The organism is Streptomyces griseoruber, assembly GCF_001514205.1.
In the GTDB taxonomy this organism is placed as follows: domain Bacteria; phylum Actinomycetota; class Actinomycetes; order Streptomycetales; family Streptomycetaceae; genus Streptomyces; species Streptomyces griseoruber.
On the sequence record NZ_KQ948767.1, the window covers coordinates 164044 to 176747 of the forward strand.

Below are 12704 nucleotides of genomic sequence, written 5' to 3' on the forward strand. Positions count from 1 at the left end.
CCGACGCGTCTTGCCGTCGCACTCCGCGCTCTGTTGGCATGGATGAGCCGGCCGAGCGGGCCGGGAAGACAGCGCCCCCTCATCGAGGCGGGCCGCGCCCATCCACGGAGGAGTTCTTCGATGACGACCGCTTCCCACGCCACCCTCGACGAGATCATCGAGCTCATCAAGGAGGTCAAGCCGGGGATCGCCGACCAGGCCGTCACCGCCGACCAGTCCGTCGTCGAGGACCTGGGCCTCGACTCCCTCGACCTGCTCCAGCTCTCCCGGCGTATCACCCGCCAGTTCGGCGCCGACTTCGACCTCGACAGCTGGAACGCCGAGGCCGACGACCACCACCGCAGCGTCGCCTCCATCGCCGCCGCCGTTGCGGCCGGCAAGCATGCCTGAGGCGGCCGTGCCCGAAGCCGCCACGAACGGGACCGCCGCGAACGGGACCGCCGCGAACGGGACCGCCGCGAACGGGACCGCCGCGAACGGGACCGCCGCGAACGGGACCGCCGCGAACGGGACCGCCGTGCCGGGGACCACCCCGGCCGGGGCGGTCGGCGCCGGGACGCCCACGACCCCCCGGGTCGCGCTGGTCACCGGCGGCTCGCGCGGGATCGGCGCCGCCATCGCACGCCGCCTCGCCGCCGACGGGCTCACCGTGCACCTGGTGTGCCGCAGCGCGCGGGACGCCGGACTCCGGGTCGTCAAGGAGATCGAGGAGTCCGGCGGCCGCGCGGTCCTGCACCAGGCCGACGTCGGCGTCGAGGCCGACGTGGAGGACCTGGTGGAACGTGTCACTGCGCAGGAGGGTGCACTGCACGTCCTCGTCAACAACGCCGCCGTCATCGACGACCAACTGCTCGCGGTGACCCGTACCGCCCGTTGGGAGAACGTGCTGCGGACCAACCTCACCGGCCCGTTCCTCACCAGCCGCGAGGCCCTGCCCGTCATGCTCGACCAGGGCTGGGGACGCATCATCAACATCTCCTCCAACTCGGCCCGCACTCCCGGCCCCGGCCAGAGCGCCTACGCCGCGTCCAAGGGCGGTATCGAGTCGCTCACCCGCGCCCTCGCGGTAGAGGTCGGCCGCAAGGGCATCCGCGTCAACTGCGTGGCACCCGGCAAGGTCCGTACCGAGATGACCTCGGCCGTGGCCGACAAGCTCGGCTCGGACGGGGACGGCACCCGCTGGGGACTGCCCGAGGACATCAGCGGGCTGGTCGCCTTCCTCGCCGGCGACGAGGCCGACTACATCCAGGGCCAGACCTTCACCGTCGACGGCGGACGCATGGTCATGCGCAGCCCTGGCACCGGCCGCCGCCCCCGCCGATGAGGCCCGGGCAGGCGCCGGAGGCGATGAGACCGACGAGGGAGAGGAGAGCGATGAGGGAGAGGAGAGCGATGAGGGAGAGGAGGCGGCCGTGGGGGCCGTGAAGTACTGGGAGGACCTGGCGCAGGCGCCCGTACGGCGGTTCGGACCAGTGGTGTTCGACGAGGCGCTGCTCGATCGCCTGCTGGATCTGATGGGCGAGAAGCACCCGGTGCACGACAGCGACTCGTTCGCCCACGGCACCGACCGCCGACGGCGCATCGTGCCCGGCGGATTCATCCACTCGATCACCTCCGGCTGGGTGGTCCAGCACGGCTCACCCGCCGCGATCGTCGGGATGCGGCGGATGAGCTGGGATTTCGTACGGCCGCTCTACCCCGACACCCCGTTCTGGTTCACCACCGCCACCGACCGGTCCGCCCCGATCGACGACCGGCTCGGCCTGATCGACACCACCCGCCGGGTCTTCGACGAACACGACCGGACCTACGCCATCGGACGGATGAGCGTGGTGCTGCTGCGCCACGCCGCCGTCCCCGCAGCCGAGGCCGCGACGCCGACCGCAATCCCGACCGGAAGGGCTCAGTGATGGACAGCCAGTACCAGCCGCTCAAGGGCAAGGTGGCCCTGGTCACCGGCGGATCGCGTGGCATCGGCGAGGGCATCAGCCGCAAGCTCGCCTCCTGGGGCGCCACCCTCGCGATCAACTACGTCGACCGGGAGGGCCCGGCGAAGGAGCTCGCCGCCGAACTCGCCGACCAGGGCACCGAGGTGTCGCTGCACCGCGCCGACCTCAGCGACCCGGCGCAGATCCAGAACCTCATCGACGAGATCGGCGCCCTCCACGACGACCTGCACATCCTGATCCAGAACGCCGCCGCCACCAAGTTCAGCCGGCTGGAGGACGCCACCCTCGGCGACTGGCAGTTCGTGCAGGACACCAACTCCCGTGCCACCTGGCTGCTCGCCAAGTACGCGCTGCCGCTGATGAAGAACCGCCCCGGCGCCCGCTTCATCACCATCACCAACTCCACCACCACCCGCATCATCCCCCGGGCCGGCCTGTTCGCCGCCGCCAAGGCGGGCCTGGAGTCCCTGACCGACTACCTCTCCTACGAACTCGCCCCCTACGGCATCGTCGCCAACTGTGTCCGCCCCGGCCTGGTGCAGACCGGCGTGTTCAAGGTGCGTCCCGACTTCGCGCACGGCGTCAAGAAGGAACTGTCGGTGTCCCCCTGGGACGGCGACAAGATGACGACCCCGGAGAACAGCGGTGACGTGGTCGCCCTGCTCTGCCTGCCGGAGGCCGACTGGATCGCCGGGCAGACCGTCACCGTCGACGGCGGCTACCGCCTGTGGGGCGGCATCAGCGGCGGAGGCCGGCGTGCCGAGTGACCGCAGTCCGGACGACGTCCCGGGCCGTACCCCTCACGACGTCCCGGGCCGTACCCCCTACGACGCCTCCGCCGGGATCGTCGTCACCGGCACCGGAGTGATCTCCCCGGCGGGCCTCGGCGCGGCCCGTCTGTGGGAGGCGATGGCGGCCGGCAAGGCCTTCTTCGGCACCGGCGACCACGACGGGCCGGCCCCCGCGCTGCCCTGGCCGACGGCCGCCGTCGACACCTCCGAGATCGGCTGGCCCCAGGGCACCGTCTGGGCAAACGCAGGCAAGTACGCCAACCAGTCCGCCCGTTGGGCGGTCGCGGTGGCCGGGCAGGCGCTGGAGCAGGCCGGGATCACCGGGGACACCGAGGACGTGCGCGGCGGCACCGTGATGGCCGTCGGGAGCAGCGGCGACGAACTCAGCGAGGTCATGCCCCGGCTCGCCGCCCGCTTCCGCGACGACCCCCGCCCGCTCGCCAAATTCCTCCATGACGAGGTCCCCGACTACTCCTACATCCGCGGCATCCCCTCCCAGCTCGGCCAGTTCGTCTCCCTCGCCAGCGGCTTCCGCGGCTCCAACGTCGCCGCCTACGGCGAGTCCGCCGCGGGCGGCACCGGAGCGCTCGCCCTCGCGGTACGGCTGCTGGAGGACGGCGAACTCGACCGGGTCCTGGTGGTCGGCGTGGCCGGTGCGCTGTCCATGACCTCACTGGCCGCCTTCGACAGTCACGAGGCGTTCGGCACCCGCGCCACCGTCGGCGCCGGCCCCTTCGACACCGGCCGCGCCGGGACCCTGCCCGGCCAGGGCGCCGCCGCCGTGCTGCTGGAACGCGCCGACCGGGCACGGGGCGTACCGCTCGCCCGGTTCCTCGGCTGCGAGGTACTGGCCGCCCGTGACCCGGAGAGCGCGTCCCGGTACGCGGTCGACGCGGTCCTCGCCGACGCCGCGCCGCCCGACGCCTGGTGGGCGCACGGCGCCGGCTCCCGCACCCTGGACGCCGTCGAGGCCCATACGGTCACCGCACGGGCCGGCACGCTGCCGGTCACCGGCTCCAAGGGCACCATCGGCAACGCGTTCGAGTGCGCGGCGCTCCTCGACACCGCCCTCGTGGTGGAGAGCCTGGCCCGCCGCGAACTCCCCCCGGTCGGCCTGCTCGACCGTCCCGACCCGGCCCTGGGCGCGCTCGACCCGGTCCTCGGCGGACCCCGCCCGCTGGGGGACGGTACGACCGTCCTGCTCACCGCCTTCAACCAGGGGCGCGGCGCGGCGGCGGCGGGGGCGGCGCTGATCGCGGCGGTGTCCGGCACCGACGGGACCCGCACCGACGGGACCGGCACCGGAGAAGCAGACGGAGAGGCACCCGCATGAGTTTCCCGAGTCACGAGACCCCCGGCACCCAGGATCCCCTGGACCGTCCCGACGACATCGTCATGACCGGCCTCGGCGTGGTCACCCCCATCGGCGGCGACGTCGAGACCTTCTGGTCGGCCAACCTGGAGGGCCGCTCCGGGATCGTCCTGGAGGAACGGATGGACACCCGGGGCCTGCCCTGCGGCTGGACCGCAGGACTCATCCCGGACGACGTCAAGGACAAGGTCCGGGCCGGGCACGGTGCCCCCGACCGCTCCTGGGGCGACACCCTGATGCACGCCTGCGTCGAACAGGCCCTCGCCGACGCCGACTTCGCGGGCCGGCCGCCCGCCGACGGCCCGGCCGCCCTGGTCTACGCCCGGGTCTGGCCCGGCCCGACCGGCTCCTTCCCCCAGGACTACGTCACCCACATGGCGGACCTCGCCGACCGCTACGACGCCGTCGGCAACGACCCCGTCGGCGTTCTCGAACGCCTGCGCGGACGGCATCTCTCCCTGGAGACCCAGGACCTGTCCGCCTTCCCCCGCGAGATCGCCGAACGCCTCGGCACCGCCGTCCTCCCGGTCCGGCTGGAGGCCACCTGCTCCGGCGGCCTGCGCGCCATCGCCGAGGCGGCCCGGCTGCTGCGCTCGGGCCGTGCCGAGTACGCGGTCGTCTCAGCCGCCGTGTCCCGTAACACCCCCTACGTGCTCTCCCAGTACGGGCAGTTGATGGCGCTGTCCCGCTGGAAGGGCGACCCGGGACAGGCGTCCATGCCGTTCGACAGGCGCCGCACCGGCATGGTCATCAACGAATCGGCGGGCGCCCTCGTCCTGGAGACCGCCGCGCACGCCGCCCGGCGCGGCATGACCCGTCCGCACGCCGTGATCGGCGGCTGGGGCCTGGCCGTGGACACCGCCCATATGACCGCGCCCCGGGTCGAGATGATCGAACGGGTCATGCGCACCGCCCTCGCCGACGCCGGGGCGGAGCCCGACGACGTCGACTCGGTCAACGCGCACGGCACCTCCACCCGCCTCAACGACGTCACCGAGGCACGCGCCCTGCACCAGGTGTTCGGCGAGCGCATGGCCGAGATCGACACCTGCGCGGTCAAGTCGCTCACCGGGCACGGCTCGGCCGCCTCCGGCGTCGTGGAGAGCGCGGTTGCCGCGCTCACCCTGTGCCGGGGCGTCGTACCGCCCGTGGTGACCTGCACGGAACCCGACCCGGCGTGCGGGGTCAAGACCTCGCTCACCCCGGTACGGCGCCCGGTCGCCGCGGTGCTGAAGAACTCCTTCGGCTTCGGCGGCCAGTACGCGTCGATGCTGTTCCGCCGGCCCGCGACGCCCCGCCAGGCGCCCGAGCGGGCACGGACGCACGAACCCCGGCCGGCATGAGCGCCGCGGCCGTGGACCGGCTGGACCACGAGGAGATCGAACCGGCCGGGCAGCACCTCGCCACCGTGGTGTGGCTGCACGGCATCGGCCAGGTCCCCGGCGACCTGGCCGAGGTGGCCGGCCGGCTGCGGCTCGCCGAGGCGGGCGTGCGCGGGGTCTTCCCGCGCGCGCCCGTCACGGCACCCAGCCTCCTCACCGGACTCCCGGTGACCTGCTGGTTCCCGCAGAGCGTGCTGGCGATCGACCGCATCGACACCGAAGGCCTGCACGCGGTACGCCGCCCGCTGGCCGCCCTGCTCACCGAGGAGGCCGAGCGGATCGGCGCGGACCGGGTCCTGCTCGCCGGTTTCTCCCAGGGCGCCACCGTCGCCCTCACCCTCGCCCTGTCCCACCCCGAGCCCCTGGCGGGCGCCGCCCTGTACGCCCCCTACCTGCCCCCCGACCTGCCCGCACTGCTCGACGGAGGGCGCCCTCACCCCGCCAACGCCGGGCTCCCGGTGTGGATCGGGCACGGGGCGCGGGACTGGGTCGTCCCGGAGCGCAGCGGCGAGGGCCTGCGCGACCTCCTCTGCTCCTGGGGCCACCCGGTGACCTGGCAGCGCTACGCCGGCGGCCACGAACCCTTCGCGGGGGTACGGGCCTCACTGCCGGACTTCCTCGCCAAGGCCCTCGGCACCCCCGTACCGCACGTCCCGGACCCGCCCCGCCTCCCCGCGCGCCGCCGGCCCGGACTGGACTGACCATGACCGCCCCCAGCTCGGTGACCGCCCCCAGCTTCATGACCGCCTCCGGCCTCATGACGGTCACGACCTTCACGAGGGTCACGCCCGTCGCGGCGCCCGGAACGCGGCAGGTGCACCTCTGGACCGTCCCGCTCGACGGACCGGCGGCCGACACGGCGGCGGCGCTGGCGCCCTCCGTCCTCGACCCGGGGGAGCGACGGCGTGCGACCCGCCTGCTGCTCCCCGAGGACCGCCGCCGCTGGACCACCGCCCGGGTCACCCTGCGCCGCGTCCTGGGTGCCTACACCGGCCTGCCGCCCGCCCGGATCGCCTTCGCCTACGGGCGTCACGGCCGGCCCCGGCTGGACGGGCCCGGCGGCCGTCGCCTCCGCTTCAACCTCACCCACAGCCGCGACCGCGCCCTGCTCGCCGTATGCCGGGACACCCCGGTCGGCGCCGACCTGGAACACCTGGACGCCGGGCCGCCCGACGAGGGGGGCCTGGACGAACTCGCCGAGGCCGTCCTCGCCCCGCCCGAACTGGGCGCCTACCGGAGACTGCCGTACCCCGACCGCCGGGCGGCCCTGCTGCGCCGCTGGACCGGCAAGGAAGCCCTGCTCAAGGCCACCGGACGCGGGGTCACCCTGTCCGCGGTCCGCCGCGTCACGGTCCCCGACGGCGCGGGCCCGGCGTACGGCGTGCCGGGGGCGTGGACGCTGCTGCGACCGGCGCCGGGCGGCCCGTACACGGCGGCGATCGCCGTACCGCGGGACACCCGTACCGGAAACGACAAGGACTGGGAGGTCGTCGAGATTGTCCCCGCCGATTTCAACGACGCGGTCGACCGTGCCGTCGACCACGGCTGACCCCGTATCCGGGCCGGTGCCGGTGGCCCCCGCTACCGGCCTCCTCTTCCCCGGCCAGGGTGCCCAGCGGCCCGGGATGGGCGAGCCGTGGCGGGACACCGCGCACTGGAAGGTGGTCGACCGGCTGTCCGAGGCCTGCGACCGCGACCTCGGCCGGCTGCTGCTGCACGCCGACGCCGCCGAACTGACCCGGACGGACAACGCCCAGCTCGCCACCTTCACCCTGGAGACGCTGATCCTCGACGCGCTCGACACGGCCGTCGGCGGTGTCCGGCCGGCCGTGTGCGCCGGGCACAGCCTGGGCGAGTTCGCCGCGCTGACCGCCGCCGGGGTGCTCACCCCGGAGGACGCCGGCCGGCTGGTCGCCGAACGCGGCGCCGCGATGGCGGAGGCGGCCCGCCGGGTGCCCGGCACCATGGCCGTCCTGGTCGGACCCGGTGTCGCCGCCCACGCCGAGCGGCTCGCCGCCCGGCTGCGGGCCGGCGCCGAGGCGCCGATCTGGGTCGCCAACCTCAACGGCCCCGCCCAGGTCGTGGTCTCCGGCACCGCCGACGCCGTCGCCGCGCTGGCCGAGGAGGCGGAGGCGGCGGGCGCGCGGGTGGTCCGCATCCCGGTCGGCGGGGCCTTCCACACCCCGCTGATGGCGGCGGCCCGCCCCCGCCTCGCCGCCGCGGTCTCCGCCGTCGCGCTGCACCCCGCGCACTGCCCGGTGATCGCCAACGTCGACGCCCGCGCTCACCGGGGCGACCCGGAGCGCTGGCGGGACCTGATGCTGCGGCACCTGGTCATGCCCGTGCGCTGGGCGGGCTCGATGCGCACCCTCACCGCGGTGGCCCGGGGCCCGCTGCGGCTGGCCGAACTCGGTCCCGGCAGCACGCTCAGCGGACTCGCCCGCCGCCTGCTGCCCCCGCAGGTGCCGGTCCGTTCGGTCGCCACCCCGGACCAGTTGGCGGCCCTGGTATCCGACTGGTGGCCGGCGCACGCGGCCTGACCGGGCCCGCCACCCGAGTCTGCCCGGGCCTGTCACCCCGATACTGCCGGGGCCTCGCCGTCGGGAGCACACCCCGGCCGGCCGCACCCGCACCGCCGGGAAGCACCGCAGCGGGCATGACGCGGCGTCAGCGACCCCGTGCTCTCCCTTCTCTGCTGGGAGCTGCACACCACCGACCGCGACAGGGCCGAACGCGTCAGGGGTTGACGCCCGTGCCACGGAGCGTGCGCCGCTCTCGCCGAGGGCGGCGCCGGCCCGAGGTCAGCCGGTCGTGTCGGGTTCCGGAGTGGTGGGGTCGGCCGGGTTGGTGCGGAGCATGGCCCGGTGAAGGGCGTCGTGCTCGGGTGAGGCGGGCAGCGGGCCGCGAGCCGGGGCCTCGAAGGACTGGATGAACAGGGCGACGACGCGGCGCCAGGCGTCGGGAGCGGCCTCACCGGTGGCGTTGACGACGCCGGCGTTGGCCATGTGGATCAGGACCAGGTCCGAGGGATCGAAGTCCTCGCGCAGTCGGCCGGCGGCCTTGGCGCGGTCGATGAGTCGCACCATGCCCTCGTACGCCTCGTTGCGGCGCACCTCCAGGGCCTTGGCAGTGGGGAAGGAGGTGGTCAGGACGTCGGCGAAGCCCTGGTCGGCTGCCTGCATCGCGCTGGCGGTCTCGATGTAGCCGACGAAGCCGTGCCAGGGGTCGGGGTCGTCGAGGGCGACGGCGACCGCGTCGGCGTAGGCGTCCATGCGGTCGGCGAAGACGGCGGCGACCAGCTCCTCCTTCGTGGGGAAGCGACGGAACATCGTGGCGATCCCCACCCCGGCCTCGCGGGCCACGGACGCCATGGATGCGCCGAGTCCGTCGCGCGCGAAGACCTTGCGCGCGGCGGCGATGATGCGCTCCCGGTTGCGCTCCGCGTCGCTGCGCAGCGACTGGGGAGCGGGGCCGTGGGGATGCCGGGAGCCAGGGGTCATGGCCGCCATCCTATCAATCGGATTGCCCTATCCACTTTTAGTGGTACGGTGGTGCGGTGAACCGGATAGGCCTATCCGGATATCGAATCGGATAGGTCTATCCGATTCGACCGCTTCCCCACCGAGATTTTCGAAAGGATCGCTGTGACCAGCATCGCCATCGTCGGAGCCGGCCCCCGGATGGGCCTGGCCATCGCCCGCACCTTCGGCTCCCAGGGCTACGACGTCGCCCTGATCTCCCGCAACCGGGAGAAGCTCGACGCCCTCGTCGGCGGGCTCGCCACCGAGGGCGTCACCGCCGCCGCGTTCCCCGCGGACGTACTCGACCACGACGCCCTCACCCAGGCCCTCAAGGACGCCGCCGACCGGTTCGGCGGGATCGACGTCCTGGAATACTCTCCGCTCGCCATCGAATCCACCGTGCTGGCCACTCCGGCCGAGAGCGATCCCTCCCACATCCAGGACCAGATCGAGTTCCAGCTCTACGGAGCCATGGCCGCCACCAGGGCCGTGCTTCCCGCGATGCGCGAGGCCGGTACGGGCACCCTGCTCTACACCACCGGCGCCGGTTCCCTCGACCCGCTGCCGGTGGTCGGCAACGTCAACGCGGCCGCCGCGGCGTTGCGCAACTGGGTGGTCAACCTGCACAAGGAACTGGACGGCACCGGCATCCAGGCCGCCCACGTAGCCATCGATGTGGCGCTCGGCGGCACCTCCCTCGACCCCACGCTCAAGGTGGCCACGGCCGAGGACATCGCCCCCGTCTACTGGGAACTGCACACCACCAAGCGCGACCAGGGTGAAATCGTCGTCAGGGGCTGAGGCCGACCCGATCCAGGCCGAGCCGCGTCGACCCGGCCCGGCCCGGTCCGGCCCGGAAGGGACCGGGCCCGTCTCGGGAGGCCGCGCGCTGGGGGCGCTCTTGCAGAGCATGGCGATCGGCGCCTGCCGGCTCCCTTGGGCGGGGGCGGGGTCTGCGGGGTGTGGTTGCCGGGTGCCAGGTGGGGTGGCGGGGAGGGGGCTCGTTATGCGGTCTGCGCCTCGACCCGCCGTATGACGTCGCGGCAGAACGCGCCGATGCCGTTCGGGTCGTCGATGAACTGGTTGGGTTTGACGCAGAAGGTCGTGAAGCCCTGTTCCAGCTGTTCGGGGATCGATGCGAGAGCCGCGCCCAGGTCCGCGGGGGAGTGGTGGTCGGGGAAGTCGGCCTGGGTGCCGCCGATCATCTCCAGCTCCGTGATGTCCCTTCCCGCAGCGGCCATGGCCGTCTTCAGCGTCTGGATGTCGTGCGGTGTGGGCCGGCCGAGGGGGTGGAAGCCGTGGCCGTGTTCCACCAGCCGGCGCAGGACCGGCCCGTGCAGGCGCTGGCCGCCGAACCACAGCCGCGGCCCGTCGGGGCGGTACGCCTTGGGCTCGAAGTAGACGTCCTGGAAAGGGTAGTGCTCGCCGTCGTGCGAGATCGGGGACGGCCCCCACGCCTTCGCCCAGACCTGGAGGTGTTCGTCCAGCAACCGCCCCCGCCTGCTGAAGGGCACGCCCAGTGCGTCGTACTCGTCCTTGCTCCAGCTGACGGTCGGCTGGACGAGGAGCCGGCCCTCGCTGAGGAGATCGAGGGTGCCGAGTTCCCTGGCGAGCAGCAGGGGGTGGCGCAGCGGTGCGAGGACGGCGGCGGCGGCCAGGCGCAGGCGCTCGGTGACGGAGGCGATGGAGGCGAGCAGGAGCAGGGAGTTGGGCCAGGGTGTGTACGGGTCCTGGTTGCCCGGCAGGGCGTAGTCGCGGGGGTTGCCCATGATGCCGTCGGCTGCGGCGTCGGGGCCGAGCACGATGTGCTCGCTCACCATGACGGAGTCGAACCCGGCGTCCTCCGCCTCCCGAGCCCAGCGCACGGCGGCTGGCAGATCGGCCCGTCCGCCGGTCAGTGTCCAGTTCTCGCTGAGGACGAGCAGCATGCGGGGCGGGGTGGTCGTCATCGGCTTCCTCGCGCTTCCGGGTGTCCCTGGGGCCACAGGGGAATGTTGTTTGGGTCCAAACTTATTCTCTGGCGAGGTCCGCCGCAATCCCCGCCTCGGAGGGCCGCCACTGGCGAGGAGGAGAAGCTGAACGCCGCCTCGTACGGCTGCGTCGGCCGCATGGGCCGGGCAGACGGCAGCAGCTGTTTGCCTTCGCTGATGAGCTGATGAGCTGATGAGCTGATGAGCTGACGGGCTGACGGGCTGACGGGCTGACGGGCTGACGGGCTGACGGGGTGACGGGGTGTGCGGGTCGGCCGTGCCGGGCGACGGTCTGGGCGAGCCGGTCCGCCACGGGTGTGCGGGCGCGGCCCGGGGCGGTTCAGGCGTGCCTGTCCGCGTCAGGCGCGGAGGGCACCTGTCCCACCTGCCTCGCCTGCCCTGCGTTGCCCACGGCCCGCTTGAAATCGGGGCAGTCGACGAGTGGTTCGTGGGTGCAGACGGCCGCGTGCCGCAGGCTGTCGCGAAGCCGCGTGAGCCTGCCGATCTGTTCGTCGAGGTCGTGGGCCTTGGTGGCCATGCGCAGGCGCAGGTCCGCGTCGGAGGGCCGGGCCACGAGGAAGCGGTCGATCTCGGCGATGGAGAAGCCGGCGCCGCGCGCGCAGGTGATCAGGGCCAGGTGCTCGAGCACGTCGGGACGGTAGGTGCGGCGCAGGCCGTTGCGGCCCGCAGGGGTGATCAGGCCCTTCTTCTCGTAGAACCGCAGTGCCGACGGTGCCAGCCCCGACCGCTGTGCGACCTCGGCGATGTCCAGCAACGATCCGTCCATGAGTACTCCTTGACGAGGGCTCCTTGACTTGAACCGCGGTTCAAGTAGCAGCCTAGCCATCATGAAGATCCATCATTTGAACTGCGGATCGGTGCGCACGATCGAGGCCACGTACGACGGCCCGCGGAGCGCACCCGCCGTGAATCACTGTCTGCTGGTGGAGACCGGCGCCGACGGCCTGGTGCTGGTGGAGACCGGGCTGGGTCTGGGCGATGTCCGGGACCCGGACGGGGCGTTGGGTGCGGAGTGGGTGGAGATGGCCCGGCCCGTGCTCGACGAGGGGGAGACCGCTGTCCGCCAGGTCGCCCGGCTCGGGTATGCGCCGTCCGACGTGCGCCACATCGTCCTGACCCACCTGGACGTGGACCACTGCGGCGGCCTCCCCGACTTCCCCGACGCCCGGGTCCATGTGCTCGCTGCGGAACTGGACGCGGCGCTCGCCGAGGGGGCCGGCCCGCGCTACCGCCCGGCCCACTGGGCGCACGGTCCCGGCTGGGTCGCCTACGACCCCGAGCCGGGCGAGCAGTGGTTCGGTTTCACCGCCGTTCCGCTGAAGGGACTGCCTGCGCAGATCAGGCTGGTCCCTCTCGGAGGCCACACCGAAGGCCATGCCGGAGTCGCCGTACAGGGCGACGACCGGTGGCTCCTGCACTGCGGCGACGCCTACTACTACCACCGCGAGATCGAGGAGTCGAAGGAGACCCACCCGCTGCTGGACGTCGTCCAACAGCGGTCACAGGTCCATCGCGACCTGCGGCTCGGGACGCAGGCCCGACTGCGGGAGCTGGTCCGCGACCACGGCGACGAGGTCGAGGTGTTCTGCGCCCACGACCCGTGGGAGCTGGCCCGGTACGGCGAAGTTCGTCGGCACACCCGCGTACGCGACACACCTGCGTGAACGCCTCTGCGTCGAGCGGCAACTGATCACCGAC

14 protein-coding genes are annotated in these 12704 nt (G+C 73.3%); 11 read left to right on the top strand and 3 right to left on the bottom strand.

Annotation, left to right across the window (positions count from 1 at the left end; all coding sequences use genetic code 11):
* Positions 1-120 precede the first annotated feature (120 nt).
* The 9 genes from AQJ64_RS15920 to AQJ64_RS15960 all read left to right on the top strand — a co-directional run bounded on the left by AQJ64_RS15920 (position 121) and on the right by AQJ64_RS15960 (position 8034).
* Positions 121-390, top strand: coding sequence for a phosphopantetheine-binding protein (locus AQJ64_RS15920; protein ID WP_055638816.1), 270 nt, complete (start codon positions 121-123; stop codon positions 388-390).
* 7 nt (positions 391-397) lie between these two features.
* On the top strand, positions 398-1324 hold the full coding sequence (locus AQJ64_RS15925; protein WP_055638815.1) for a 3-oxoacyl-ACP reductase family protein: 927 nt from the start codon (positions 398-400) through the stop codon (positions 1322-1324).
* A gap of 88 nt (positions 1325-1412) precedes the next feature.
* On the top strand, positions 1413-1910 hold the full coding sequence (locus AQJ64_RS15930) for a MaoC family dehydratase (RefSeq protein WP_055638814.1): 498 nt from the start codon (positions 1413-1415) through the stop codon (positions 1908-1910).
* A complete protein-coding gene (locus AQJ64_RS15935) occupies positions 1910-2716 on the top strand; it encodes an SDR family NAD(P)-dependent oxidoreductase (protein ID WP_055638813.1) in 807 nt (268 codons plus the stop codon). The genes AQJ64_RS15930 and AQJ64_RS15935 overlap by 1 nt, the downstream gene beginning before the upstream one ends.
* On the top strand, positions 2706-4073 hold the full coding sequence (locus AQJ64_RS15940; protein WP_055638812.1) for a beta-ketoacyl synthase N-terminal-like domain-containing protein: 1368 nt from the start codon (positions 2706-2708) through the stop codon (positions 4071-4073). Before AQJ64_RS15935 ends, AQJ64_RS15940 begins: the two co-directional genes overlap by 11 nt.
* The gene (locus tag AQJ64_RS15945; protein WP_055638811.1) at positions 4070-5455 is read left to right on the top strand and encodes a beta-ketoacyl-[acyl-carrier-protein] synthase family protein; all 1386 of its coding nucleotides are present in this window, start codon (positions 4070-4072) and stop codon (positions 5453-5455) included. Before AQJ64_RS15940 ends, AQJ64_RS15945 begins: the two co-directional genes overlap by 4 nt.
* Positions 5452-6195: an alpha/beta hydrolase gene (locus tag AQJ64_RS15950; RefSeq protein ID WP_059202728.1), complete on the top strand. Its 744-nt coding sequence runs from the start codon at positions 5452-5454 to the stop codon at positions 6193-6195. Before AQJ64_RS15945 ends, AQJ64_RS15950 begins: the two co-directional genes overlap by 4 nt.
* Before the next feature lie 2 nt (positions 6196-6197).
* Entirely contained in the window at positions 6198-7043 is an 846-nt protein-coding gene (locus AQJ64_RS15955) for a 4'-phosphopantetheinyl transferase family protein (protein ID WP_055637793.1), read from the top strand.
* Positions 7044-7065: 22 nt separating this feature from the next.
* A complete protein-coding gene (locus AQJ64_RS15960) occupies positions 7066-8034 on the top strand; it encodes an ACP S-malonyltransferase (protein WP_240512906.1) in 969 nt (322 codons plus the stop codon).
* A 261-nt stretch (positions 8035-8295) separates the two neighbouring features.
* Here AQJ64_RS15960 and AQJ64_RS15965 read toward each other — a convergent pair whose 3' ends face one another.
* Positions 8296-8994, bottom strand: coding sequence for a TetR/AcrR family transcriptional regulator (locus AQJ64_RS15965; protein ID WP_055637795.1), 699 nt, complete (start codon positions 8992-8994; stop codon positions 8296-8298).
* 144 nt (positions 8995-9138) lie between these two features.
* Between AQJ64_RS15965 and AQJ64_RS15970 the strand changes: the two genes are divergently transcribed.
* Positions 9139-9816 carry an SDR family NAD(P)-dependent oxidoreductase gene (locus AQJ64_RS15970; protein WP_059202729.1) on the top strand — a complete coding sequence of 226 codons (678 nt, stop codon included), beginning with the start codon at positions 9139-9141 and terminating at the stop codon, positions 9814-9816.
* 203 nt (positions 9817-10019) lie between these two features.
* Here the strand turns inward: AQJ64_RS15970 and AQJ64_RS15975 are convergent, their stop codons facing one another.
* Together AQJ64_RS15975 and AQJ64_RS15980 are read right to left on the bottom strand one after the other, a co-directional pair.
* The gene (locus tag AQJ64_RS15975) at positions 10020-10964 is read right to left on the bottom strand and encodes a TIGR03619 family F420-dependent LLM class oxidoreductase (RefSeq protein ID WP_055638926.1); all 945 of its coding nucleotides are present in this window, start codon (positions 10962-10964) and stop codon (positions 10020-10022) included.
* 361 nt (positions 10965-11325) lie between these two features.
* A complete protein-coding gene (locus AQJ64_RS15980) occupies positions 11326-11772 on the bottom strand; it encodes a MerR family transcriptional regulator (RefSeq protein WP_055638925.1) in 447 nt (148 codons plus the stop codon).
* Between the two features lie 61 nt (positions 11773-11833).
* Here AQJ64_RS15980 and AQJ64_RS15985 point away from each other — a divergent pair, with 61 nt between their 5' ends.
* Complete coding sequence (locus tag AQJ64_RS15985) at positions 11834-12670, top strand: MBL fold metallo-hydrolase (protein WP_055639143.1); 837 nt, start codon at positions 11834-11836, stop codon at positions 12668-12670.
* Positions 12671-12704: the final 34 nt, after the last annotated feature.